We start from the raw sequence: 23239 nt of genomic DNA on the forward strand, positions 1-23239 counted from the left end.
GTCCTATCGGGCAGGGGGCAGGGCGATAACCCGACCGATGTAGGCCGGGGGCGGCAGGTCGGCTTGAGCCTCGAGCAACGCCTTGAGTTTGCCCAGGGTCGGTTCCGTGAAAGGCGCCGAGTGCGGCCCGGCCAGGTCGACGTGAAGCAGCATTTGCTCATTACCCGCCAGCGCTTTATCCCCGCCGGCCAGGTGCAGGCTGTGGTAGAGGTGAAGGCGCTTCGCATCATGGCCGATGATTTGCGTGCGTACTTCCACGTCGACGTCCACCTTCACTTCGTGCAGGTAGTTAAGGTGCAGTTCGAGGGTGAACAGCGAATGGCCGCTGGCGTCACGGTTCAGGCTATCCATGCCGAGCAGGTCCATCAACGCGTCGGTGGCGTAGCTGAAAATCAGCAGGTAATAGGCGTCGCGCAGATGGCCGTTGTAATCGACCCATTCGGGGCGGATGTGGGTTTGGTAGGTGGTGAGGGTGGGCATGATGACCATCCAAATTAAGATTGGGTTTATGTGGGGGCGGGCTTGCTCGCGAAAGCGGTCTATCGGCTAGAAAATTTTTAGCGGATGTACTGGCCTCTTCGCGAGCAAGCTCGCTCCCACAAGGTTATTCGGTGAAGTCCATGCCGTGTTTGGCCTTGGTGGTTTTCACCGCTTCCAACACCGCCAGCAAGCAATCATCGCGATAGCGCTCCAGGGCCGGGATGCTGTGGTTGCCCAGTTGTTCACGCGTTCCGTCTACCACATCGTCGATCAGTTTCTCGGTCAGTTCCGGGGCCGGCAGGTAGGTCCACGGCAGTTGCAGGGCCGGGCCGAACTGAGCCATGAAGTGACGCATCCCGGCGTCGCCGCCGGCCAGGGTGTACGTCAGGAACGTGCCCATGAACGACCAGCGCAGCCCAGCGCCAAAGCGGATGGCGTCATCGATCTCACCCGTGGTGGCCACGCCGTCGTTGACCAGATGCAGCGCCTCGCGCCACAGCGCTTCGAGCAGTCGGTCGGCGATGAAGCCGGGTACTTCCTTGCGCACGTGCAGGGGTCGCATGCCCAGGGATTCATACACTTGCATGGCGGCCTGGACCGCCTCGGGCGCGGTGTGCCTGCCGCCCACCACCTCCACCAGCGGTAACAAATACACCGGGTTGAACGGATGGCCGACCACGCAGCGCTCCGGGTGGGTGGACCCTTCGTAGAACTCGCTCGGCAACAGCCCCGAGGTGCTGGAGCCGATCAATGCGTCCGGCTTGGCAGCGGTGCTGATCTGGCTGTGCAGCTCGAGTTTGAGTTCCAGGCGTTCGGGGGCACTTTCCTGGATGAAGTCGGCGTCGCGCACGCATTCTTCGATGGTGGTGACGAAACGCAGGCGGTCCTGGGAGGCACCGGGCGCCAAGCCCTGTTTTTCCAGCGCACCCCAGGCATTGGCAACACGTTTGCGCAGCGCCGCTTCGGCGCCCGGCGCGGGGTCCCAGGCTACGACGTCAAGGCCATGGGCCAGGGCGCGGCTGACCCAGCCGCTGCCGATCACACCGCTGCCCAGGGCGGCGAAGGTTTTGATGTCCGTGATAAAGCGCATGGTGATTTCCTAAAGGGGATTAACTGTCTCCCGTGGGAGCAAGGCTTGCCCGCGATAGCGGCGATACATTCAGCGCTAATGTCGACTGATACATCGTCATCGCGGGCAAGCCTTGCTCCCACAGGGTTTGGAGTCGGTTCTGGCTAGCTACGCTTGGTCAGCCCCATCTTTTTGCGACCTTCAGCCGGGGTGAGCACCCGCGCCCCTAGGCGACTGAGAATTTCGCTGGCGCGTTCGACCAGCTGCCCATTGGTGGCAAGCACGCCCTTGTCCAGCCACAGGTTGTCTTCCAGCCCGACCCGCACGTTGCCGCCGAGCAGTACCGCCTGGGCGGCCATCGGCATTTGCATGCGGCCGATACCAAAGCCGGCCCACACCGCGTCCGGCGGCAGGTTGTCGACCATGGCTTTCATGGTGGTGGTGTCGGCCGGCGCGCCCCACGGGATGCCGAGGCAGAGTTGGAACAGCGGGTTGTCCAGCAGGCCTTCCTTGATCATCTGCTTGGCGAACCACAGGTGGCCGGTGTCGAAGATTTCCAGTTCGGCCTTGACCCCCAGTTCGGTGATGCGCCTGGCGCCAGCGCGCAGCTGCGCCGGGGTGGAGACATAAATGGTGTCGCCGTCGCCGAAGTTCAGGGTGCCGCAATCCAGGGTGCAGATTTCCGGCAGCAGCTCCTCGACATGGGCCAGGCGAGTCAACGGGCCCACCAGGTCGGTGCTGGGGCCGAACTCCATGGGGCATTCACCGGCACCGATTTCCAGGTCGCCCCCCATGCCGGCGGTGAGGTTGACGATGATGTCCACGTCCGCTTCGCGGATGCGCTCCATCACTTCGCGGTACAGCGCCACATCGCGGCTGAACTTGCCGGTCCGGGGATCGCGAACATGGCAATGCACTACGGTGGCTCCGGCCTTGGCAGCCTCGACGGCGGCCTCGGCGATCTGCTTCGGAGTGACCGGTACGTGAGGGCTCTTGGCGGTTGTGTCGCCAGCACCGGTGAGTGCGCAGGTGATGATGACGTCGTGGTTCATGGTGCGATTTCCTTCAGGCGTGTTGAGTCACTGCGCAGCCGTTCGGCAGCTGCGCAGATGGAGAACGTTCGATCAGTTACTGGTCAGTTTCAGGTTGTCGGCGGCTGGCTTGCCGTCGAAGGTGGTCACACCTTCCAGCCAGCGTTGTTTGTCCTGCGGATGGTCCTTGAGCCATTGTCGGGCCGACTCCAGCGGATCCTTGTGATCGAGCAGCGGCTGCATCATCCGGCTCTCGTCTTCGGCGCTGAAGGTCAGGTTGCTCAGCAGGCGGTTGACGTTAGGGCACTGCTCGGCGTAGTTCGGTGCGGTGACGGTCCAGACGGTGGCCTTGCCTTCGTTCGGGCCGAGGGCATCGTCGCTGCCGGTCAGGTAGGTCATCTGCACGTTGACGTTCATGGGGTGGGGCGCCCAGCCGAAGAACACCACGGCTTCCTTGCGCCGTACGGCGCGGTCCACCGCCGCGAGCATGCCGGCCTCGCTGGACTCCACCAGTTGGAATTTGCCCAGGCCGAACTGGTTCTTGGCGATCATCGCCTTGATCTGGGTATTGGCGCCGGAGCCCGGCTCGATGCCATAGATCTTGCCGCCCAGCTCCTTCTCGAATTTCGCGATGTCGGCGAAGGTCTTCAGGCCCTTGTCGGCCAGGTACGTCGGCACGGCCAGGGTGGCGCGTGCATCACCGAGGTTGGGCTGGTCCAACACCTTCACCTGCCTGGCTTCGACGAAGGGTGTGATGGTCTGGGTCATCAACGGGTTCCAGTAGCCAAGGAACATGTCCAGACGCTGGTCACGAATGCCGGCAAAGATGATCTGCTGGGAAGCGCTGGTCTGTTTGGTCTTGTAGCCGAGGCCATCGAGTATCACTTGGGTCAAGGCGCTGGTGGCGATGACGTCGGTCCAGTTGACCACGCCCAGGCGCACGTTCTGACACGCGGCGGGCTCGGCTGCCATGGCTGCGCCGGTCAGGAAGGTAGTACCGCTCAAAGCAAGAACGCAGGTGCTGATCAATCGTTTCATCGCGGGGTCCTCGGCAGCTTATTGTTATGAGTGTCCGGCGTCTGTGCGCCGGTGATGCCAAGTTACGCAGCCGGCCCCTTTGCAAAACGCACTGCGGCGACGCGCACTTGCACTGCAGCGACCTCTTGAACGGCTCAGGCAAGTGGCGTATCAAGGTCCCCACGCTACCCGTCGGTCGAGTGCGCCATGTCCCAGGATTTCTACTTTCTGTTGATGCCAGGTTTTTCGGCCATCGGCTTCATTTCGGCCATCGAGCCGTTACGGGTTGCCAATCGCTTTCGTGGCGAACTGTACCGCTGGCATGTGTTGAGTGCCGATGGCGGGGCGGTGCTGGCGAGCAACGGCATGTCGGTCAACGCCGATGTTGCACTGGAACCCTTGAAGAAAGGCGCGACCTTGTGGGTGGTGGCGGGGTTCGAGCCGTTGAAATTCGCCACCCCGACGCTGGAGCGTTGGTTGCACCGGTTGGACAGCGATGGCGTGACCCTGGGCGGTATCGACACGGGCAGCGTGATCCTGGCCGAGGCGGGGTTGCTGGAGGGCCATCGCGTGACCCTGCACTGGGAAGCGATCGAGGCGTTCAAGGAATCCTATCCAACGCTCAGCGTGACCCAGGAACTGTTCGAAATCGACCGCCGTCGTATCACCTGCGCCGGTGGCACCGCCTCCATCGATTTGATGCTCGACCTGATCGGCCAGGCCCACGGTGCCGACCTGGCGATCCAGGTCAGCGAGCAATTCGTGCTCGGGCGCATCCGGCCGCGCAAGGATCACCAGCGCATGGAGATCGCCAGCCGCTATGGCATTCGCAACAAGAAGCTGGTGCACGTCATCGGCGAGATGGAAGCACACAGCGAGCCGCCCCTGAGCACCCTGGCCCTGGCCGAATCCATCAATGTCACGCGGCGCCAGCTCGAGCGCCTGTTCCGCCTGCACCTGAACGACACCCCCAGCAACTTCTACCTGCGCCTGCGCCTGGAAAAGGCCCGGCAGCTGCTGCGCCAGACTGACTTGAGCGTGCTGGAGGTGAGTATCGCCTGTGGGTTCGAGTCGCCGTCGTATTTCACACGCAGTTATCGAGCTCGGTTCGAGCGCTGTCCGCGAGAGGATCGGCGCAAGGTGGTCTGATGGTCGAACACAGGCCCTTGTGGGAGCGAGCCTGCTCGCTGCCACAGGAAATCTGCTTTGCCTGGGGGCATTATTGTTTCACCAACGCCGCACACGCCGCCTTGTACGCCTCATGCTGATACTTGTTCAGCGTCGTCGGCAAAGCGAAGTCATGCTTTTTGCTCTGGGCATTGATGGTCTGCGGTGACAGCAGTGTCACTTCGCAGCCTTCCAATAGCTGGAAAATCCCTTCGATCTTGAACGTGGTCGGGCCACCGGCGAACTCGCCTTTTTTGCTGCGCTTCTTGATGGCGATCCGTTCGATACCGTTTTCCAGCACAAACGCCCTTACCTGGGCGGCGAACACCTTGACGTTGGCAGCTTCGTCATCGTCGTCCAGGGTGATTTTTTTTGTGTTGTGCGCGACATGGCTCAAGCCCTGTTGACCCAGCGAGGCAATGGCGATGATGGCTTCGCTGCCTTTGATTTCAATGCCGCAGATGATCATTTGAGCCTTCGTGATGTGAGATCTGGACCGCAAGTCTATCCCCATCGGCACCTGGGGGCGCCTGGAATTTGCCTCAGTCCATGGTTCTGCGCAGGTCCAGCATGATCTTGTCGAAATAATCGACCCGGATGATACCGAAGCGGGGGTATTCGAAGTCCAGGATCACATACAGCACGCAAACCATGACCGTCGCGTAGCCCAGGCTGTGCAGCCAATGGCGTTGCGCCGTGCCGGCCATGCCATAGCCGATCAGCACGGCGCTGACCAGGGTCATGGTCACCAGCATCAAGTAGATGATCAGAGGCGGGTGGGTTTCGTGGGCCACGGCGCGGGTGGTGGTGATGTCGAACATTTCGTTCTGCGCTTGCAGCAGGCTGGTTCCCAACGTCGGGGTGGGCATCTTCTGCAAGGCGCCGATCGTGCTTTTCCAGATGGTCCGCTGCAAGGCGTTGGCCCGGTCATGGGCCGCCTCGTCGACCTGATCCTCGCGCAAATCGCGGTAATACTCGATGCGGGCGTCGACATAGTCCCGGAACGCCTGGCGCACGCCGGGTTGCTCGCTGGCGGGCAACAGGTCCAGGCGCAGCCAGGCGGTGCCCATGGCGTTGGTTTCGGCAACGATCAGCGCTCGACGCTGATCCAGGCGCGAGGCGGCGCCGGAAAAGGTAAAGGCGATCAACAGCGCCAACAGGCCGAACACCGCGCCTTCAATCGCTCCAATACCCTGGCGGGCACCTTCCGGATCCTGGGCAAGGTGACGGTTGCCGATCCGGCGACCGGCCTCGATCCCCAGCACAATGGCCATGAAAATGGCCGCGCCGTAGAGGGGCAGGACGGTGAGTGCATGCATTCGAGAATCCCCAAAGCTAAGCCTGGGGTCATCCTAGGATTCTCGTTGTGATCCGCCTACTGTCAGAGTTGACAGTAGGCGGTGGTTGAGCGGCCCTTGCGCAAGACGACGTGCAGCTACAGCTCAAGCTGATCGGCATGAATGCCAAAGACAGCAGCAATTTTCTCACGAGTCGCCCGGCGAGGTTTGGCGACGGATTCCTGCTGGGCAAAGGCCGGTTGCGAGATGCCCAGGCGCTTGGCGACATCGTCCTGAGTCAGGTTCAGATGTTCGCGCCAGGCGCGAATGGGGGTGGCGCCGTCGACGATACGGCTGACGACTTCATGAGGAATCAGGTCGGGTTCCAGTTTTTGCGCAACGTATTGGGCATATGGAATGACTACAAATGCCGGGTTGCCATCTGCATCGTTGATGATTTGAATATCAGTAGGTACGTTCATCGCGTTTCTTGACCTCTTGAATGCTGACGACCTTGATCGCCCCGTCCCAGTCGAACATGACTCGATAATTCCCCACCCGTAGGCGGTACGCATAGTCATGGCCGACAAGCGCTTTGACGTTAGTCACGTCAGGCATCCGGGCGAGCAACGTGACGGCATCCCGAACCTGGGCCTGATGAACAGAATGCAATCTTAGAAGCTGCTTAACGGCCTTTCTGGTCCAGTGAATAGTGTTCATGGAGGATATAAGTCTTTTATAAGTTTTGCGAATGCTGACCTATATCTTCCCCAACGCCAACGAATGAAAGTTATCGGGATATTGCTCCTCTGAGGCGCAAGTCACCGCATGGCGAGTCTCCAGATCATTAAAATCTGGTCTCTCTGCGCCTCTCACTCCTGCCCGATCGACTCCAGAAACTCCGACCGGTCATCGCTCACCTGAGCCATGCAGTCGTTTTCCGCGATTTTGTAGGCGTCGCTGCCGGGTCTGGCCGGGAAGGCGGCGATGGCGCAGTCGGCGTCCCGCTGTTTTTGCCACAGTTGCTGGGCTGCCTTGATCTTGCCGGTGATGTCGCTGAGTTTGGTCTTGTCACTGGCGTAGCGGGTTTGCAGGCGTTCGTTGAGGCTTTGCAGGTTTTCGTTGAGCAATTGTTCGGCGGCTGCCCTGCCATAGGCCGAGCAGGCCAGGGTCTGGACGTCGTTTTCGACGGCGTCGCAAGGGTTCGGTTCGGTGTCTTCTGTCGCATGGGCGACGGTGCTGATCAGTGCCAAAGCCAGGAAGATTGATTTCATTGCGCTGCCGCTCGAGTCCAGTGAAAGCCAGTGGTGCGGCGGATTCTGGCGCAAGCGTCGGGCAAAGAACAGACGGTGTGGGCAGGCCCGTCACTGCCCTTTGTCGCCGATTGACGCTTTCGGCAATTCCCCTGTCGTTTTTGCACCCGGTCGCCACGGCCCTCAGGCATATGCTGGCCCCAAAGCGCCGGCACACGATTCGGCGCATGAAATCTGACAAAAGGGGACTGCCTGATGAGCCCAGCCGAATTGCACGCCGACAGCATCGTTATCGACGGGCTGATCATTGCCAAATGGAACCGTGACCTGTTCGAAGACATGCGCAAGGGCGGCCTGACGGCGGCCAACTGCACCGTGTCGGTGTGGGAGGGCTTTCAGGCCACCATCAACAACATCGCCGCCAGCCAGAAACTGATCCGCGAAAACAGTGACCTGGTGATTCCGGTGAAAACCACCGCCGACATTCGTCGGGCCAAGGAGCAGGGCAAGACCGGCATTATCTTCGGCTTCCAGAATGCCCACGCCTTCGAAGACCAGCTCGGCTACGTCGAGATCTTCAAGCAGCTCGGCGTCGGTGTGGTGCAGATGTGCTACAACACCCAGAACCTGGTCGGCACCGGCTGCTACGAGCGCGACGGTGGTCTGTCGGGCTTCGGTCGTGAGATCGTCGCCGAGATGAATCGTGTCGGCATCATGTGCGACCTGTCCCACGTCGGTTCCAAGACCTCCGAAGAGGTCATCCTCGAATCGAAGAAACCGGTCTGCTATTCCCACTGCCTGCCGTCCGGCCTGAAGGAACACCCGCGCAACAAGTCCGATGAAGAACTGAAATTCATCGCCGATCATGGTGGTTTCGTCGGTGTGACCATGTTCGCGCCATTCCTGGCCAAGGGCATCGATTCGACCATCGACGACTACGCCGAAGCCATCGAATACACCATGAACATCGTTGGCGAAGACGCCATCGGCATCGGCACCGATTTCACCCAGGGTCACGATCAGGCGTTCTTCGAGATGCTGACCCACGACAAGGGCTACGCCCGCCGCCTGACCAACTTCGGCAAGATCATCAACCCGCTGGGCATCCGCACCGTGGGCGAGTTCCCGAACCTCACCGAGACGCTGCTCAAGCGTGGTCATTCCGAGCGGGTGGTACGCAAGATCATGGGTGAGAACTGGGTGAACGTTTTGAAAGACGTCTGGGGCGAATAAACGCCGCTGCTGCACCGAATCCTTTACCTGCGGCCATCCGCGCCGCGGGCAACATCACGAATTTCCGGAGTCAAGTTTCAATGGCTAAAATCGCCCCTCAACTGCCTATCGAAGTCGACAGCGAAACCGGTGTCTGGACCTCAGACGCCCTGCCGATGCTCTACGTGCCGCGTCACTTCTTCGTCAACAACCACATGGGGATCGAGGAAGTGCTGGGCGCCGAAGCCTACGCCGAAATCCTCTACAAGGCAGGCTACAAGTCTGCCTGGCACTGGTGCGAGAAAGAAGCCGAATGCCACGGCCTGGAAGGCGTCGCGGTGTTCGAGCACTACATGAAGCGCCTGTCGCAACGTGGCTGGGGTCTGTTCAAGATCCAGGACATCGACCTGGACAAAGGCACTGCCAGCGTCAAGCTCGAACACTCGGCGTTCGTCTACGTGTACGGCAAAGTCGGGCGCAAGGTCGACTACATGTTCACCGGCTGGTTCGCCGGTGCCATGGACCAGATCCTCGCCGCGCGTGGCAGCTCGATCCGCACTGTGGCCGAGCAGGTCTACGGCGGTTCCGAAGAAGGCCACGACGACGGCCTGTTCATCGTCAAGCCGTTGTAAGTCGAGGATCGCGCCATGGCTTTTGAAGCAATGTTCCAGCCGATCCAGATCGGCAAACTGACCATCCGCAACCGCGTCCTCAGTACCGCCCACGCCGAGGTTTATGCGACCGACGGCGGCATGACCACCGACCGGTACGTGAAGTATTACGAAGAGAAGGCCAAGGGCGGTATCGGCCTGGCGATCTGCGGCGGCTCTTCCGTGGTCGCCATCGACAGCCCGCAGGAATGGTGGAGCTCGGTGAACCTGTCCACCGACCGCATCATTCCGCACTTCCAGAACCTGGCCGACGCCATGCACAAGCATGGCGCCAAGATCATGATTCAGATTACCCACATGGGGCGTCGTTCGCGTTGGGACGGCTTCAACTGGCCGACCCTGATGTCGCCGTCCGGCGTGCGTGAGCCGGTGCACCGTGCTACCTGCAAGACCATCGAGCCGGAAGAAATCTGGCGGGTGATCGGCAACTATGCCCAGGCAGCTCGTCGTGCCAAGGCCGGTGGCCTGGACGGCGTCGAGCTGTCCGCTGTGCACCAGCACATGATCGACCAGTTCTGGAGCCCGCGGGTCAACAAGCGGACCGACGAATGGGGCGGCAGCTTCGAAGGCCGCATGAAGTTCGGTCTGGAAGTACTGAAAGCCGTGCGCGCCGAAGTGGGCGACGATTTCTGCGTGGGCATGCGCATCTGCGGGGATGAGTTCCACCCGGATGGTTTGTCCCATGAAGACATGAAGCAGATCGCCAAGTATTACGACGACACCGGCATGCTGGATTTCATCGGCGTGGTGGGGTCGGGTTGCGACACCCACAACACCCTGGCCAACGTCATTCCGAACATGAGTTATCCACCGGAGCCATTCCTGCACCTGGCCGCCGGTATCAAGGAAGTGGTCAAGGTTCCGGTGCTGCACGCACAGAACATCAAAGACCCGAACCAGGCCACGCGGATCCTGGAAGGCGGTTACGTCGATATGGTCGGCATGACGCGCGCCCACATCGCCGACCCGCACCTGATCGCCAAGATCAAGATGGGCCAGGTCGACCAGATCAAGCAATGCGTCGGCGCCAACTACTGCATCGACCGTCAGTATCAGGGCCTGGATGTGCTGTGCATCCAGAACGCCGCGACCTCCCGTGAATACATGGGCGTACCGCACATCATCGAGAAATCCACCGGGCCGAAACGCAAGGTGGTGGTGGTTGGTGCCGGCCCGGCGGGTATGGAAGCCGCTCGCGTGGCGGCCGAGCGTGGCCACGACGTGACCCTGTTCGAGAAGAAGGAGTTCATCGGCGGGCAGATCACCACGGCCGCCAAGGCGCCGCAACGGGACCAGATTGCCGGTATCACCCGCTGGTTCCAACTGGAGCTGGCACGGCTGAAAGTCGACCTGCGCCTGGGCGTGGCGGCTGACGCGGCGACCATCATGGATTTGCGTCCGGATGTGGTGGTGCTAGCCGTCGGCGGGCATCCGAACCTGGAGCAGAACGAACACTGGGGCGCCGCCGAAGGGCTGGTGGTCAGCAGCTGGGACGTGCTCGATGGCAAGGTTGCGCCGGGCAAGAACGTACTGGTCTACGACACCATTTGCGAATTCACCGGCATGTCGGTGGCCGACTTCCTGGCCGACAAGGGCAGCCAGGTCGAGATCGTCACTGACGACATCAAGCCGGGCGTTGCGATTGGCGGCACCTCGTTCCCGACCTACTACCGCAGCATGTACCCCAAAGAAGTGATCATGACCGGGGACATGATGCTGGAGAAGGTCTACCGCGAAGGCGACAAGCTGGTGGCGGTGCTGGAGAACGAATACACCGGTGCCAAGGAAGAACGCGTGGTGGACCAGGTGGTGGTGGAGAACGGCGTACGGCCGGATGAAGAGATCTACTACGCGCTGAAGGAAGGTTCGCGCAACAAGGGCCAGATCGATGTCGAAGCCTTGTTCGCGATCAAGCCTCAACCGTGCCTGGAGCAGAGCGGCGATGGCTACCTGCTGTTCCGCATTGGCGACTGCGTGGCTCAGCGTAATACCCACGCGGCCATCTATGACGCCCTGCGGTTGTGCAAGGATTTCTAACGGCTTGTGGATAACCCTGTGGGAGCGGGCTTGCTCGCGAAAGCGGTGGACCAGTCGACATCGATGTTGAATGTGAGTCCGCCTTCGCGAGCAAGCCCGCTCCCACAGGAATCGAGCAAGACATTCAGGTTTCTGTGCCTGCAAGACCCTGAGGTCTTTGGGAGCTTCACCTATGTTGAACACCCTTCTCCCCATCCTGCTCTTCGCCGCCCTGGGCCTAGCGGTCCTCGGCGCTTTGCGCCGGGTAAACATGTGGCGCCGGGGCCGGCCATCCAAGGTCGACTTGATCGGCGGCCTCTTCGCGATGCCCAAGCGCTACATGGTGGACTTGCACCATGTGGTGGCGCGGGACAAGTACATTGCCAATACCCACGTTGCCACGGCCGGTGGTGCGGTGGCGTCCATCGTGCTGGCGATCCTGGTGCACGGTTTTGGCCTGCATAACCGCTTCCTCGGCTACGCACTGCTGTTGATGTCGGCGGTGATGTTCGTCGGCGCGATCTTCGTCTACCTGCGTCGGCGCAATCCGCCGTCGCGTCTGTCGAAAGGCCCGTGGATGCGCCTGCCGAAAAGCCTGCTGGCATTCTCGGCATCGTTTTTCCTGGTGACCCTGCCGGTGGCCGGTATCCTGCCGGAGAATTTCGGCGGCTGGCTGCTGGCGGCAATCCTGGGGATTGGCGTGGTGTGGGGCGTCTCGGAGCTGTTCTTCGGTATGACCTGGGGCGGGCCGATGAAGCATGCCTTCGCCGGTGCCCTGCACCTGGCCTGGCACCGTCGCGCCGAACGCTTTGGTGGCGGTCGCTCCACCGGTCTCAAGCCGCTGGATCTGAACGACCCTGCCGCGCCGCTGGGCGTGGAGAAACCCAAGGATTTCACCTGGAACCAACTGCTCGGCTTCGACGCCTGCGTGCAGTGTGGTAAATGCGAAGCCGCGTGCCCGGCGTTCGCCGCCGGCCAGCCGCTGAACCCGAAAAAACTCATCCAGGACATGGTCGTCGGCCTGGCCGGCGGCACCGATGCCAAATTCGCCGGTAGCCCGTACCCTGGCAAGCCGGTGGGCGAGCACGGCGGCAATCCTCATCAGCCGATCGTCAACGGCCTGGTGGACGCCGAGACGCTGTGGTCCTGCACCACGTGCCGGGCGTGCGTCGAGGAATGCCCGATGATGATCGAGCATGTCGATGCCATCGTCGACATGCGTCGGCACTTGACCCTGGAAAAAGGCGCCACGCCGAACAAAGGCGCCGAGGTTCTGGAAAACCTCATCGCCACCGACAACCCGGGTGGCTTCGCCCCGGGCGGACGGATGAACTGGGCGGCGGACCTGAACCTGAACCTGCTCAGCGAGAAGAAAGCCACCGACGTGCTGTTCTGGGTCGGCGACGGTGCCTTCGACATGCGCAACCAACGCACCCTGCGGGCCTTCGTCAAAGTACTCAAGGCGGCAAACATCGACTTCGCCGTGCTCGGCCTCGAAGAGCGCGACAGCGGCGACGTGGCCCGACGCCTGGGTGACGAAGCGACGTTCCAGCTCCTGGCCAAGCGCAACATCCAGACCCTGGCCAAGTACCGCTTCAACCGCATCGTGACCTGCGATCCCCACAGTTTCCATGTGCTGAAAAACGAATACGGCGCCTTCGATGGCAACTACCTGGTGCAACACCACAGCACCTACCTGGCGGAAATCATCGACGCCGGCGCTCTCAGCCTTGGCCAGCACAAGGGCGACAGCGTGACTTATCACGACCCGTGCTACCTGGGCCGCTACAACGGTGAATACGAGGCGCCGCGCCAGGTGTTGCGTGCGCTGGGTATCGAGGTCAAGGAAATGCAGCGCTCCGGTTTCCGCTCCCGCTGCTGCGGTGGCGGTGGCGGCGCGCCGATCACCGACATTCCGGGCAAGCAGCGTATCCCCGACATGCGCATGGAAGACATCCGCGAAACCGGTGCCGAGCTGGTGGCCGTGGGTTGTCCACAATGCACCGCAATGCTCGAAGGCGTGGTCGAGCCTCGCCCGATGATCAAGGACATCGCCGAGCTGGTGGCCGATGCATTGCTCGAAGATGCGGCACCGACCAAGCCCATGGCCTCGGCCAAACGTGAACCTGCGGAGGTGCATTAATGAGCGACATCATCCGTCGCGACCCTCGCGCCGAGCGGATCGCCCGCAACCGTCTGCATCCATTGCATGCGGCCATGCAACCGGTACAACACAGCTGGATGGGGCCCAACGGCATCGTCCGCAAGAATGTCCATGGGGTGGGTTTCATCGGCCCCAACGGCATCAAGCGGATCGACCGCAGCGGCGCCCAGCAGGGCGGGACCACCAAGCGCAGCGCCGCCACTGAAGTGTTACTGCCGCTGCATCAAGTGCCGCAACCGGCGTTTTACATCAGCGTCGTGCCCGACATGGTCGGTGGCCGCCTGAGCAGTCACGACCGCGATCTGCTGGGCCTGGCCCACCAATTGGCCGGTTCCGATGGTGCGGTATTGGCGGTGGTCTTCGGTGAGCATAAGGAAAACGCCTTCGCCACGGCCGGTGTCGACCGCCTGCTGGTGCTGGAAGGCGAAGAATTCAGCGGTTATGCACCGGAACAACGGGTTCAGGGGCTGCGGGCTGTGGATAACCAGTTCAACCCACGTCATTGGTTGCTGCCTGACAGTCGCAGTGGCGGGGCCGAACTGGGCCGCCGCTTTGCCGCGGCCCTGGGCGAACGCCCGGCCACGCGGGTCTGGCAGGTCAAGGGCGAGGAGTGCATCGGCCGCGCTGGCGCGGGCCTGCAAGACCTGGCCCGGCCGTTGGCCCGGTTGATCCTGGCAGCGGCCGAATGTGCCGAGCCGGTCAGTGAGACCCGTCACGAAGCCTTGCCGGTGGAGTTATCCACAAGCGTGGCCCGCAGCCTGTCGCGCATCGAAGATCTCGGCGCGGTGGCGGTGGATCCGGGCGCGATCCCGATGGCCGAAGCCGAGTTCATTTTCTCTGGCGGCAACGGGGTCAAGGACTGGGCGCTGTTCCATCAGACCGCCGCGGCCCTGGGCGCAACCGAAGGCGCGTCGCGGGTGGCGGTGGACGATGGCTTCATGGCCCGCGACCGCCAGGTCGGTGCCAGCGGCACCTGGGTCACGGCGCGGGTCTATGTTGCGGTGGGCATCTCCGGGGCGATCCAGCATCTGCAAGGCATCGGTGCCTGCGACAAGGTGGTGGCAATCAACCTCGATCCGGGCTGCGACATGATCAAACGGGCGGATTTGTCGGTGATCGGCGACAGTACGGCGATTTTCCACGCCCTGATCGCGGCGGTAGAGGCTTACCGCAACGAAGCCAAACGCGATGCGGCTTAAGCTAAGGATTCAACCATGACGACTCAAGTGATCAGCCTCGTGTCCATTGGCGCCCACCCGACCTCCGGTCGCCCACGGCGCGCCGAGCAGGACGCTCGCGCCGTAGAGCTGGGCCTGCAACTGGCTGGCAACGACTTGCAGGTGCTGCATGCGGGCGATGTCGCCGAACCGGCCCTGCGCGCTTACCTGGGTATGGGCCTGGACGAACTTCACGTGCTGGAAAACCCGACGGGCGCCGACGCGCTGCCGGCCTTGACCGATTACCTGCGCGACGCCGCGCCCCAGGTGGTGCTCACCGGCAGTCAGGCGGAGACCGGCGAGGGCTCGGGCATGCTGCCGTTTCTGTTGGCGGAAAACCTCGGTTGGCCGCTGGTGGTAGGGCTGGCCCAGGTGGAATCCATCGAGAATGGGGCGGCCCTGGTGCTGCAAGCCTTGCCTAGAGGGCAGCGCCGCCGCCTGAAGGTGCGCCTGCCTTTCCTGGCAACTGTGGATAACGCCGCGCCCAAACCTCGGCAAAGCGCCTATGGCCCGGCCAGACGGGGCGTGCTGCACGCCGAGGAAGTCGAAGTGATCGATGATACTCTGCTGGCAGTGGCCACTCTGCAACCGGCCAAACCACGGCCCAAGCGCCTGAAAGTAATCAAGGCCAAGAGCGGCGCCGACCGCATGAAAGCCGCCACGGCCAAGGCCAGCGGCGGAGGCGGGCAGATGCTCAAGGGCGTCAGCCCCGAAGCAGGCGCCGAGGCGATTCTCAAGCTGCTGATTGAAGAAGGCGTCGTTCGCTAGCTTCGGAATCTCTGCGAGTCTTTGTGGGAGCGGGCTTGCTCGCGAAAGTGTGGTAATAGTCAGGAAGATGTTGCCTGACACGTCACTTTCGCGAGCAAATCCGCTTCCACAGGGAAACTCATTTACCCACAACCTTGGCAAAGTTTCCCACAATACCTGTGCGCCCCACTGTGGATAACCTGTTCGTCCATCGCCACACCCCACGCCAATCAAGCCCTTCAAGCCTGCGCTCAAAAAATAACCAGCCTAACTGACGGTTTTTACTGAGGTTTTCTGATTGGCAGGTGACTTAAACCGCTCCGACTTGCCCCCAATCTCTGTTGGCGCTTCTGTGGATAAGATGTTCGTTATCGTCTCCAGGCCTTGTGAAACGAGGGTTCCAGAGAATTGTTTATTTAATGATCAATTGCCTCGGTTTCTCTGAAATCGCTTAACATTTCCATGGCTTAGAGACCGTCACGGCGGTTTTCCACAGAAACGTCAAAATTACCCCCAAACGCTGTTGGTGCTTCTGTGGATAAGGTGTTCGCTATGTCCTGTAAGCCAAGCCATTCAAGGCGTTAGCGAGAATGATCAAAAATTGATCTGCGCGCAGTCAACGGCTCGCCTGTTCATAATTCATAGCTTTCAAGGCTCTGTCGATCAGGATATTGCTCAACAAGACGCACTTTTCCCCAATAGCTGTGGGTGGACTTGTGGATAACTTGTTTGCCAAAGGCTGCGGAGCCCGGCTGGCTTAGTTCAAACCGCGATAGATCAAATTTCATACAGTTCTAAGGAACTGCCTTGACGGGGCGCTGTCGCCTGTCTTCACTCCAATGGCACAAGGACATCGCTACCTTATATCCATGTCAGGTTCAGGGAGAACACATGATGGATAACCCGCTCTCCCGTTTTTGCCCGAACCTTCCTGTGAAGTGCGTCCCGACGCCTCCCACCCTGTTACCCCGACGGCGCGCCATTCATCAGCGTGCACGGCTATAGCGCGTCGATACGCACCTGGTTTTTCCCCTGTAGCACCGCTGACTGCCGCTCAATCCCGAAGAGAGAGTGGCCAGGCGTCTGTACGCCTGATCGACAGGCAACCGCAGAGTTGCCCCTTCCGCCTGAGAGGACTTGAACATGACACGGATATCGACCCCCATCAGCCAAATCCAGGAACATTACGATGTGATCGTCATCGGTTCAGGCTATGGCGGCGGCATTGCCGCCTCGCGCCTGTCCCGGGCCGGACGCAAGGTGTGCCTGTTGGAGCGTGGCCGGGAAATCCAGCCCGGCGAGTACCCCAACACCATGCTCGCGGCCACCGAGGAGTTGCAGGTCCATGACCCGGACGGTCACATTGGCTCGCGAACCGGGTTGTACGACCTGCACGTCAATGCTCAGCAGAACGTGGTGGTCGGTTGCGGCCTGGGTGGCACTTCGCTGATCAATGCCAACGTCTCGCTGGAGCCAGAACCTGGTGTGTTCGAGGATCCGCGCTGGCCACAGGCGGTACGTGACCATCAAGACACGTTGCTCAAGGAAGGCTATGCCCGGGCTCGCGAGATGCTCAAGCCCAACGCCTATCCGGCCTCGGAGCCAAACCTGCCCAAGCTCGATGCCCACAGCAAATCGGCCGACTATCTCAAACAGAGCGCACATTTCTACAAGCCGCCGATCAACGTGACGTTCGACAAGTTGCCCAACAACCTCAACCACGTCGGCGTCGAACAATTGCCATGCAACGGTTGTGGCGATTGCGTCTCGGGCTGTAACAACAAGGCCAAGAACACCACACTGATGAATTACCTGCCCGATGCCTGGAACCACGGTGCGGAGATTTTCTGCCAGGCCGAGGTGCGCCACCTGGAGCGCGACGGCAACGGCTGGATCGTGCACTTCCAGTACCTGGACAGCGGCCGCGAGCTGTTCTCGGCGCCAACGCTGTTCGTGCGGGCCGACATTGTGGTGGTGTCCGCCGGCACCCTGGGCACCACGGAAATCATGCTGCGCTCCCGGGACAAGGGCCTGTCGATGTCCAACCAGTTGGGCGAAAACATGAGCGGCAACGGCGACATCCTCGGATTCGGCCACAACTGCGACCAGACCATCAACGGCATCGGTTTCGGTGCCCATTCGGCCAAGGAGCTGGAACCGGTGGGGCCGTGCATTACCTCCATCATCGACATGCGCACCGAGGGCGATTGGCGCAGCCGCATGGTCATCGAAGAAGGCTCGATCCCCGGCGCTCTCGGCCGGCCAATGGTACCGAGCATGGCGGCGTTCGCCGAGATGATCGGCGTACCTACTGACACCGGCTTCGGCGCCAGCCTCAAATACAAGGGGCGGGAGGCTGAAAGCTTCCTGCGCGGCCCCTACCACGGCGCGCTGCATAACATGCAGACCTACCTGATCATGAGCCACGACAATGGCAAGGGCCGCATGGTGCTCGACGACAAGGATCAGTTGCGCATCGACTGGCCCGGCGTCGGCGAGCAGGAGAACGTCACCCTGGGCAACGAACGCCTGCACCAGTGCACCAAGGCGCTGGGCGGAATCTGGGTCGAGAACCCGATCTGGACCAAGCTGCTCAAGCACAGCATCGTTTCGGTTCACCCGCTGGGTGGGTGCGTGATGGGTGAGGATGCCACCCAGGGCGTGGTCAATCACAAGGGGCAGGTGTTCAGCGGTGCTAGCGGCACGGAGGTCTACCCCAACCTGTACGTGGCCGACGGTGCGGTGATTCCGACGTCCCTGGCGGTCAACCCGCTGCTGACCATTTCGGCGGTGAGCGAGCGCAACATGGCGCTGCTGGCGGCCGATCATGGCTGGCTGATCGACTACACCCTGCCTTCGGCACCGCGCAAACCGGTGGCGGCGCCCACCCTCGGGGTGCAGTTCACTGAAACCATGAAGGGCTTTTTCTCTACGGCGTTCACCCAGCCGCAGGGCACCGACCTGACGCTGTACGAAGCAGCGGCCAAACGTGGCAAGGCAGACAATTCGCCCATCGAGTTCACGCTGACCATCACCGCCGATGACCTCAATCGCCTGATCAAGGAGCCAGAACACGCCGCGACCATCGTTGGCACCCTCGATGCGCCGCTGCTCTCACCACAACCGCTGGTGGCCAGCAACGGGGTGTTCAATCTGTTCGAGCAATACCAGGAACAGGTCGGCGTGCGGCACATGAACTACGACATGAAACTGACCGCCGAGGACGGCAGCGACTATTACTTCAGCGCCTTCAAAACCGTGCCCGAGGACAACGGCGTGCTGAACATCTGGCACGACACCAGTACCCTCTATGTCACGCTTTACCACGGGCCGGACAAGACCGGCGCGGTGATCGGTTCGGGGGTGATGCACATTCTGCCGGCCGATTTCGCCAAGCAGATGACCACTATGAAAGTGCTCAACGCACGTAACGAGCGCGAACGGTTGGATGCCCTGGCACGGTTCGGCAAGTTCTTTGCCGGTATCCTGTGGGAGAGCTATGGCGGGGTGTTTGCCGGCGACATCTACTTCAACCCGGATGCGCCGCCGCGCATCAAGCGACCGCTGGACGCGCCGGCGCCGACGGTGCATTTCTTCGAGACAGAAGACAACGTCCAACTGCGTCTGACCCGTTACCAGGCGGGCAGCAAGGGCCCGGTGATGTTGGTGCATGGCCTGGGTGTGGGCTCGAACATCTTTTCCACCGACACTATCCATACCAACCTGTTGGAATACCTGTGCAAGCACGAGTACGACGTCTGGCTGCTGGACCTGCGGGTGAGCATCCTGTTGCCCGCCAGCAAGCGGGAATGGAACGGTGACCAAGTGGCCCAGTACGACTTCAAGGCTGCCATCGAGCAGATCCAGCAGGCGACCCTGGCCCGTGACGTGCAATGCGTGGTGCATTGCTATGGCGCGACGACCTTCTTTATGTCGATGCTGGCGGGCTTGCAAGGGGTGCGCTCGGTGGTCTGTTCGCAGATCGCCGCCGACACGGTGGTCGCCACCGCCACCGGTCTGAAGGCCGGCCTGCATCTGCCGGGGATGCTCGACGCCATCGGCATCAAATCACTGACGGCCTATGCCGACACCAAGGAGAACTGGTTCAACAAACTCTATGACAAGGCCCTCAATGGCTATGCCCGGATCGAGGCCCAGGGCTACTGCACCAACCCGGTTTGCCACCGCATCACCTTCATGTACGCCTCGCTGTATCGCCACGACACCCTCAATGAAACCCTGCACGACAACCTTCATGAGTTGTTCGGCGAGTCGAACATGCACACCTTCGAACACCTGGCGCTGATCGTGCGCAAGGGGCATCTGGTGGACTTCAAGGGCAACGACGTCTACATGCCGCATTTCGACCGGCTGAAATTGCCGATCTGCTTCATCAGCGGTGCCGACAACCAATGCTACCTGCCGCAGAGCACCCTCAAGACTTATGAACGACTGTGCGACATGCATGGCCCGCAACTGTTCAGCCGCCATGAAGTGCCGGGCTACGGCCATATCGACTGCATCTTCGGCAAGGACGCGGTGATGGATGTGTATCCGATCATCCTCGGACACCTGGAGAAGACGGCCCTGGGTTGAGGCCGGATCGAGTCGACTGTTTCGCGAGCAAGCCCGCTCCCACAGGGGTACGCGATCTCCTGTGGGAGCGGGCTTGCTCGCGAAGGCGGACTGAAGAGCACCGCACCTCATGAATAGGCCCAAGGAAAAAGGATGCCCATGAATACCTACATCCGCTGGTTCCAACGCATCATCTGGGTGGGGATCGTCATGAACATGGTCTTTGCGATTCCGGCGCTGTTCGCGCCGGCGTTGCTGACGTCCATGCTCGGCCTGCCCCCCGTGTTGTCCGATCCCTGGCTGGAAAACACCGGCATGTTGCTGGTGGGGATCAGCCTGTTCTACATGCCCTCCGGGTTCAATGCGCCGCGTTTCGTGATTCATTCGTGGTTGTGCGTGCTGTCGCGGCTGGTGGCGGTGGTGTTCTGGATCTACCTGATCAACACCAATAACCAGGGGCCTTTGTTCAAGCCGATGCTGATGGGCGACCTGACCATGTTCCTGGTGCTGGGGACCCTGCTGTACCTGGGCAGTCCGGTCGCTAATCGCCCGCTGGCCTTGCTTTGCGCCGGGTGGCGAGCGTGGCGCGCAGGTTGGGCGCAACGCTGGAAAAGCCATGGCTTCAAGGTGGGTGCGCTGGTCGTGGTGCTGGTGCTGGGATTCATCGGCTACCAGACCTGGTACCAGATGATACGAGAGGTGCCGCAACCGGACTTCAAGTCCGATGAGGACCATTACAAATACGCGGCCATCGGGCTGGGCATCGAGGCGCGGATTCCTTATTACCTGTTCGCCGTGCTGCCGCAGATGTGCCCGGAAAAAATGCCCAAGCCCGGTGGCTACGAGGTGTTCGGTTTCCTCTATGAAAACGGCAACGACCTGCCCATCGGGATGGCCAAGCGGCAGCTCGGTTATCCCACGGTAGAACCGAACTGCGCCTTGTGCCACACCGGTTCCTATCGGGCCAATGCCACTGACGTAGCGATCCCGGTCGCCAGCGCACCGGCCAATACGCTGCAACTGCAGGCCTTCCAGTGGTTTGCCTACGACTGCGCCAGTGACCCGAAATTCACCGTCGATGCGGTGATGGCGGCGATCAACGCCAAATTCCAGCTGGGCTTTTTCGAGAAGCTGTATAACCGCTACCTGATCATCCCGATGGCCAAAAGCGCGCTGATCAAGCAGAAGCAGGCCTACGCCTGGCAGAAGCTACGCCCGGCCCAGGGACCAGGGCGGACCGACACGTTCAACCCGACCAAGATGGTGGTGTTCGGCTTCCCGGATGATTCCACCATCGGCACCGTGGACTTGCCGCAGGTCTGGAACCAGAAACCCCGGGAGTCGATGTACCTGCACTGGGACGGCAATAACAACAAGATCCACGAGCGTAACTACGCCGCGGCCATGGCGGTGGGTGCGACGCCGGAATCGGTGCTGCCGCCGAGTTTCAACCGGGTCACCAATTGGCTGCTGGGCCACAAGGCGCCGGCCTGGCCGTTCGCCCTGGATCAGGCAAAAGTCGCCCAGGGCAAGCCGATCTGGGAGCAGAACTGCGCCGGTTGCCATGACTTCGGTCGCGCCGACACCGGGCAGGTCACCACCAACATCGACCAACTGGGCACCGATCCCCATCGCCTGAACTCCTTTACCACAGGGCTGGTATCGGCTTTCCACGGCTTCAAGAAACCGCCGTTCGACTTCGGCGCCTACCGCAAGACCCAGAGCTACAGCAACACGCCTACCGACGGTATCTGGTTGCGGGCGCCGTACCTGCATAACGGCTCGGTACCGACTTTGTGGGATCTGCTGCAGCCGCCGGAACGACGTCCGCAGGTGTTCTACACCGGCTCCGACATCTACGACCCGGAGAAGGTGGGCTTCATCACCAGTGGCGAGCAGATGAAAGCTTCGGCGGATTTCAAATACGACACCCGCCTGGAAGGCAATCACAACGGCGGCCACCTGTATGGCACGCAGCTGTCGGACGCCGACAAACGGGCCTTGATCGAGTTCATGAAAACCCTGTGACCCAGGGCATTGCGAAGGAGCGTTCACATGTCATTACTGCATCATCTGGAACATGAGTTCGACAAGGTCAAGGTCCGGTTGCACGGGTTGGTGACGCGCCTGGAAATGTCCTGGAAAAAACTCGTCAACGACCTGGAGCCCGAGGAGTTCCAGGCCATCGTCAAACTGTTGCAACGGGGTCATGACCAGGCCCGGCACGTCATCGAGCACGGTGACCTGCCGGATGACGAACCGGCCGTCCCATGGGAACTGGCCCACGGTCTGTCGATCCTGAAGATCGGCAACGCCACGCCCTTGCCGCAAAGCGAGGACGAATTGCCGACCCGTGTGCTCAAGGACGGCACCTTGTTGGGCTGTCGTAAATGGGAGTTGCTGGACCTGCTGTGGAGCGAGGCGCTGCTCAAATGGATCGAGAACCTGCGTCACCATGCGACCTTCGCGACCAATCCGGCTTTGGTGAAAATGGACAACGATGTCGTCCTGGCCATCGCCGGCGACTGGGGCACCGGGCCGTTCGACAGCCACGCCCCGGCGGTGGCCGTAGCCAATCAGATGCAGTTGGCACAAGCCGATTTCACCATCCACCTGGGGGATGTGTATTACGCCGGGACTCAGTCCCAGGAAGATGTCGACATGGCGGGCTGGCCTCAAGGCAAACATGGCTCGTTCACCCTCAATTCCAACCACGAGATGTACAGCGGCGCCCATGGCTATTTCAAGGAACTGGCGGCGCGCTTCCCCGTGCAGCAGGGTACCAGTTACTTTGCCTTGTACAACGACGACTGGCTGGTGGTCGGTCTGGACACCGCCTATGCCTCGGACGCCATGAACCTGTACATGGATGGCACGCTCAACGAGCAGCAGATCAACTGGATGAAAGGCCTGCCCATACGCAAGAAATTGATGGTGCTCAGTCATCACCAGGGCTTCGATATTTCCGGACACCACAAGACTGCGCTTTATCAGCCGGTGTGCGACGCCCTCGGGCGCGAGCCGGACTACTGGTACTGGGGGCATTTGCACAACGGCATCTGCTATGCGCCTCAAGGCGGTTTGCATGCACGTTGCGCCGGACATGGGGCGATTCCCTATGGCACCACCAGCGAGCTGAACGGGCACGCCCGGGTGCTATGGTCGGAGACGGAGTTGGCGGGGGATCCGGCATATCCGGAGCGGGTCTTGAACGGGTATGTGAGGGTGCGGTTGGTGGGGGAGAACATCGAAGAGACGTTCTATGGCGAGGATGGGTCGGTGCGGTGGTCTTCGAAGTGATCGGTGCTGCTTGAACCGTCTTCGCGAGCAAGCCCGCTCCCAC

General features: G+C 61.3%; 19 protein-coding genes. 10 read left to right on the forward strand and 9 right to left on the reverse strand.

Annotated elements, in window-relative coordinates:
* Positions 1-3: 3 nt before the first annotated feature.
* From AD666_RS20925 to choX, 4 genes are all read right to left on the reverse strand, one after another.
* Positions 4-480 (reverse strand): thioesterase family protein, encoded by a 477-nt coding sequence (locus AD666_RS20925; RefSeq protein WP_053156116.1) that lies wholly within the window; start codon positions 478-480, stop codon positions 4-6.
* A 124-nt stretch (positions 481-604) separates the two neighbouring features.
* Positions 605-1570, reverse strand: coding sequence for an L-carnitine dehydrogenase (locus tag AD666_RS20930; RefSeq protein ID WP_053156119.1), 966 nt, complete (start codon positions 1568-1570; stop codon positions 605-607).
* A gap of 143 nt (positions 1571-1713) precedes the next feature.
* A complete protein-coding gene (locus AD666_RS20935) occupies positions 1714-2601 on the reverse strand; it encodes a 3-keto-5-aminohexanoate cleavage protein (RefSeq protein WP_053156123.1) in 888 nt (295 codons plus the stop codon).
* Between the two features lie 72 nt (positions 2602-2673).
* Positions 2674-3618, reverse strand: a complete 945-nt coding sequence (choX, locus tag AD666_RS20940) for a choline ABC transporter substrate-binding protein (protein WP_053156126.1) — start codon at positions 3616-3618, stop codon at positions 2674-2676.
* Positions 3619-3804: 186 nt separating this feature from the next.
* Here choX and AD666_RS20945 point away from each other — a divergent pair, with 186 nt between their 5' ends.
* Positions 3805-4746: a GlxA family transcriptional regulator gene (locus tag AD666_RS20945; protein WP_053156129.1), complete on the forward strand. Its 942-nt coding sequence runs from the start codon at positions 3805-3807 to the stop codon at positions 4744-4746.
* A gap of 70 nt (positions 4747-4816) precedes the next feature.
* On the opposite strand, the gene AD666_RS20950 is transcribed toward AD666_RS20945, so the two are convergent.
* The 5 genes from AD666_RS20950 to AD666_RS20970 all read right to left on the reverse strand — a co-directional run bounded on the left by AD666_RS20950 (position 4817) and on the right by AD666_RS20970 (position 7315).
* Entirely contained in the window at positions 4817-5233 is a 417-nt protein-coding gene (locus AD666_RS20950; RefSeq protein WP_053156132.1) for a DUF3010 family protein, read from the reverse strand.
* Between the two features lie 73 nt (positions 5234-5306).
* On the reverse strand, positions 5307-6083 hold the full coding sequence (locus tag AD666_RS20955) for a hypothetical protein (protein WP_053156135.1): 777 nt from the start codon (positions 6081-6083) through the stop codon (positions 5307-5309).
* Positions 6084-6199: 116 nt separating this feature from the next.
* Complete coding sequence (locus AD666_RS20960) at positions 6200-6523, reverse strand: helix-turn-helix domain-containing protein (protein WP_053156137.1); 324 nt, start codon at positions 6521-6523, stop codon at positions 6200-6202.
* Positions 6507-6761, reverse strand: coding sequence for a type II toxin-antitoxin system RelE/ParE family toxin (locus tag AD666_RS20965; RefSeq protein ID WP_053156139.1), 255 nt, complete (start codon positions 6759-6761; stop codon positions 6507-6509). The genes AD666_RS20960 and AD666_RS20965 overlap by 17 nt, the downstream gene beginning before the upstream one ends.
* Positions 6762-6913: 152 nt before the next feature.
* Entirely contained in the window at positions 6914-7315 is a 402-nt protein-coding gene (locus tag AD666_RS20970) for a lysozyme inhibitor LprI family protein (RefSeq protein ID WP_053156142.1), read from the reverse strand.
* A 234-nt stretch (positions 7316-7549) separates the two neighbouring features.
* Between AD666_RS20970 and AD666_RS20975 the strand changes: the two genes are divergently transcribed.
* The 9 genes from AD666_RS20975 to AD666_RS21015 all read left to right on the forward strand — a co-directional run bounded on the left by AD666_RS20975 (position 7550) and on the right by AD666_RS21015 (position 23196).
* Complete coding sequence (locus tag AD666_RS20975) at positions 7550-8527, forward strand: dipeptidase (RefSeq protein WP_053156145.1); 978 nt, start codon at positions 7550-7552, stop codon at positions 8525-8527.
* Positions 8528-8607: 80 nt separating this feature from the next.
* Positions 8608-9138 (forward strand): DUF5943 domain-containing protein, encoded by a 531-nt coding sequence (locus AD666_RS20980; RefSeq protein ID WP_053156148.1) that lies wholly within the window; start codon positions 8608-8610, stop codon positions 9136-9138.
* Between the two features lie 15 nt (positions 9139-9153).
* Positions 9154-11214 (forward strand): dimethylglycine demethylation protein DgcA, encoded by a 2061-nt coding sequence (gene dgcA / locus AD666_RS20985; RefSeq protein WP_053156152.1) that lies wholly within the window; start codon positions 9154-9156, stop codon positions 11212-11214.
* A 172-nt stretch (positions 11215-11386) separates the two neighbouring features.
* Positions 11387-13336, forward strand: a complete 1950-nt coding sequence (dgcB, locus tag AD666_RS20990; protein ID WP_053156155.1) for a dimethylglycine demethylation protein DgcB — start codon at positions 11387-11389, stop codon at positions 13334-13336.
* Positions 13336-14556: an electron transfer flavoprotein subunit alpha/FixB family protein gene (locus AD666_RS20995; RefSeq protein ID WP_053156158.1), complete on the forward strand. Its 1221-nt coding sequence runs from the start codon at positions 13336-13338 to the stop codon at positions 14554-14556. The genes dgcB and AD666_RS20995 overlap by 1 nt, the downstream gene beginning before the upstream one ends.
* 15 nt (positions 14557-14571) lie before the next feature.
* The gene (locus AD666_RS21000) at positions 14572-15342 is read left to right on the forward strand and encodes an electron transfer flavoprotein subunit beta (RefSeq protein ID WP_053156161.1); all 771 of its coding nucleotides are present in this window, start codon (positions 14572-14574) and stop codon (positions 15340-15342) included.
* A 1122-nt stretch (positions 15343-16464) separates the two neighbouring features.
* A complete protein-coding gene (locus tag AD666_RS21005) occupies positions 16465-19917 on the forward strand; it encodes a GMC oxidoreductase (RefSeq protein ID WP_053156165.1) in 3453 nt (1150 codons plus the stop codon).
* A 138-nt stretch (positions 19918-20055) separates the two neighbouring features.
* A complete protein-coding gene (locus AD666_RS21010; protein WP_053156169.1) occupies positions 20056-21924 on the forward strand; it encodes a hypothetical protein in 1869 nt (622 codons plus the stop codon).
* A 27-nt stretch (positions 21925-21951) separates the two neighbouring features.
* Positions 21952-23196, forward strand: a complete 1245-nt coding sequence (locus AD666_RS21015; protein ID WP_053156172.1) for a metallophosphoesterase — start codon at positions 21952-21954, stop codon at positions 23194-23196.
* Positions 23197-23239: the final 43 nt, after the last annotated feature.

The sequence above is a fragment of the Pseudomonas sp. Pf153 genome (genome assembly GCF_001269775.1).
In the GTDB taxonomy this organism is placed as follows: Bacteria; Pseudomonadota; Gammaproteobacteria; order Pseudomonadales; family Pseudomonadaceae; genus Aquipseudomonas; species Aquipseudomonas uvaldensis.

Excerpts from the sequence above, each read along its gene's own strand:
- AD666_RS20925 (WP_053156116.1), bottom strand. The coding sequence starts at position 480 with ATGCCCACCCTCACCACCTACCAAACCCACATCCGCCCCGAATGGGTC.
- AD666_RS20930 (WP_053156119.1), bottom strand. The coding sequence starts at position 1,570 with ATGCGCTTTATCACGGACATCAAAACCTTCGCCGCCCTGGGCAGCGGT.
- AD666_RS20935 (WP_053156123.1), bottom strand. The coding sequence starts at position 2,601 with ATGAACCACGACGTCATCATCACCTGCGCACTCACCGGTGCTGGCGAC.
- choX (WP_053156126.1), bottom strand. The coding sequence starts at position 3,618 with ATGAAACGATTGATCAGCACCTGCGTTCTTGCTTTGAGCGGTACTACC.
- AD666_RS20945 (WP_053156129.1), top strand. The coding sequence starts at position 3,805 with ATGTCCCAGGATTTCTACTTTCTGTTGATGCCAGGTTTTTCGGCCATC.
- AD666_RS20950 (WP_053156132.1), bottom strand. The coding sequence starts at position 5,233 with ATGATCATCTGCGGCATTGAAATCAAAGGCAGCGAAGCCATCATCGCC.
- AD666_RS20955 (WP_053156135.1), bottom strand. The coding sequence starts at position 6,083 with ATGCATGCACTCACCGTCCTGCCCCTCTACGGCGCGGCCATTTTCATG.
- AD666_RS20960 (WP_053156137.1), bottom strand. The coding sequence starts at position 6,523 with ATGAACGTACCTACTGATATTCAAATCATCAACGATGCAGATGGCAAC.
- AD666_RS20965 (WP_053156139.1), bottom strand. The coding sequence starts at position 6,761 with ATGAACACTATTCACTGGACCAGAAAGGCCGTTAAGCAGCTTCTAAGA.
- AD666_RS20970 (WP_053156142.1), bottom strand. The coding sequence starts at position 7,315 with ATGAAATCAATCTTCCTGGCTTTGGCACTGATCAGCACCGTCGCCCAT.
- AD666_RS20975 (WP_053156145.1), top strand. The coding sequence starts at position 7,550 with ATGAGCCCAGCCGAATTGCACGCCGACAGCATCGTTATCGACGGGCTG.
- AD666_RS20980 (WP_053156148.1), top strand. The coding sequence starts at position 8,608 with ATGGCTAAAATCGCCCCTCAACTGCCTATCGAAGTCGACAGCGAAACC.
- dgcA (WP_053156152.1), top strand. The coding sequence starts at position 9,154 with ATGGCTTTTGAAGCAATGTTCCAGCCGATCCAGATCGGCAAACTGACC.
- dgcB (WP_053156155.1), top strand. The coding sequence starts at position 11,387 with ATGTTGAACACCCTTCTCCCCATCCTGCTCTTCGCCGCCCTGGGCCTA.
- AD666_RS20995 (WP_053156158.1), top strand. The coding sequence starts at position 13,336 with ATGAGCGACATCATCCGTCGCGACCCTCGCGCCGAGCGGATCGCCCGC.
- AD666_RS21000 (WP_053156161.1), top strand. The coding sequence starts at position 14,572 with ATGACGACTCAAGTGATCAGCCTCGTGTCCATTGGCGCCCACCCGACC.
- AD666_RS21005 (WP_053156165.1), top strand. The coding sequence starts at position 16,465 with ATGACACGGATATCGACCCCCATCAGCCAAATCCAGGAACATTACGAT.
- AD666_RS21010 (WP_053156169.1), top strand. The coding sequence starts at position 20,056 with ATGAATACCTACATCCGCTGGTTCCAACGCATCATCTGGGTGGGGATC.
- AD666_RS21015 (WP_053156172.1), top strand. The coding sequence starts at position 21,952 with ATGTCATTACTGCATCATCTGGAACATGAGTTCGACAAGGTCAAGGTC.